Below are 1,403 nucleotides of genomic sequence, written 5' to 3' on the forward strand. Positions count from 1 at the left end.
CGGGGGAGGCCCCGGCCCCCCCCGGTGGGGGGGCCGCCGGTGGTGGGGGGCCGGGGGGCCCGCCGCCCGCCCCCCCCCCCCCCCGGGCCCCGGGACCCCGCGGGCCCCCCCGCCCACCACCGGGCCCAGGGCGGCAGGAGGGACCGGGCCGGCCCGGAGGACACCGTGTCGGGGGCCGGCGCGGTGACGTCGGGCACGGCGGCGGGCGGCGCGGCGGTGGCGAGTGCCCCGCGGCCGGCCTGCGCACCGGGGGCGGCGGCGTCGGGGGCCGCGGCCAGGGAGGCGTCCGGGTCCCGATCCGGGTCGGCGGCCGCCGCCGGAGCGGAGAGTTCGCGGTCGAGTTCGCGCCAGCGCAGCTCCCACGCGGTGACGTCACCGCCGCAGGCGCCGACGTACGCCAACGTCACCTCCAGGCTCGGCAGCCGTACGCCGCCCGCCGCGTCGCTCAGGGTCGTCGCACTGAACCCGGCCAGCGTGGCGAGCGCACGGTAGGTCGGCTCGCCGGCCTGCTCGCGGACCTTGCGCAGGTCGAAGGCGAAGGCGGGTATCGGTCCGTCAGTCGGATCGATGGGCCGTGGTTTGCGGGCCAACGGGTCCTCCTCATCTCCCCTGACCGGGGGTCAGCTTGCCGAGGGGGTAGAACTACGCGCGCGCGTGAGGAGTTCCTGACGTGCTCGCGACCGGGCTGATTCTCGATCATCGAATGGCCGAAAGGCCAATCGGTAAAGGCGATTTGGGACCTTCGGTCGGCATAGTCCGGTCGGTCCCCCGCGCTACCGCGGGCGCTACCGGCGCGCTACGGCCGGACAGCAGCATGGTGCCCACGACGCCGGAGAGGCCGGCGCCGCGGAAGGAAGAGACGACATGCGCATCCGGAAGCTCCTTGCTGCTGCCGCCGTCGCCGGCACCGTCGCCACCGCCGGTCTTGCCACGGCCGGTTCCGCCTCGGCCGCCGTCCCCAACTACGACTGCAGCGGCACCCACGAGGTCTGCGTCTACTACAACTCGAGCGGCGCGGGCTACGGTGCCTACTTCCGGCAGACCGGCAACATCTCCGACTACGCCGGCCACTACTTCTCGGCCGGCAGGAACGGCAGCTCCGGCGCCGGCGTGTCCGTGAAGAACAACGCCGCCTCGGTCGACAGCTGGTACGACGGCACCTTCACCGTCTACTACAACAGCGGCACCAAGAACTGCAGCTACGCCTGCCAGAACATCCCGGCGTGGTCGACCACCGACCTCAACGGCGCGCTGAAGAACAACAACGCCGCGGGCTTCTTCAACTGATCCCGCCCGGCACAGCCTGACGAACCGACAGTGGTGGGCGGGCGGGTGCTCCCGGCCCCAGAACCATAGGAGGGGCGGACAACAAAAACAGACCCCCCCACGGGGGGGTCGACCCC

Annotated in this window: 2 protein-coding genes; one reads left to right on the forward strand and one right to left on the reverse strand. The window is 73.6% G+C overall.

The window, feature by feature from the left end; genetic code table 11:
* The coding region (locus ACFV0G_RS38145) for a helix-turn-helix domain-containing protein (protein ID WP_380558083.1) at nt 1–590 on the reverse strand (590 nt) is incomplete at its 3' end.
* 274 nt (nt 591–864) lie between these two features.
* Between ACFV0G_RS38145 and ACFV0G_RS38150 the strand changes: the two genes are divergently transcribed.
* The gene (locus ACFV0G_RS38150) at nt 865–1,287 is read left to right on the forward strand and encodes a hypothetical protein (RefSeq protein WP_380558086.1); all 423 of its coding nucleotides are present in this window, start codon (nt 865–867) and stop codon (nt 1,285–1,287) included.
* Nucleotides 1,288–1,403 lie beyond the last annotated feature (116 nt).

This window comes from Kitasatospora sp. NPDC059571 (assembly GCF_042735675.1).
Lineage (GTDB): Bacteria > Actinomycetota > Actinomycetes > Streptomycetales > Streptomycetaceae > Kitasatospora.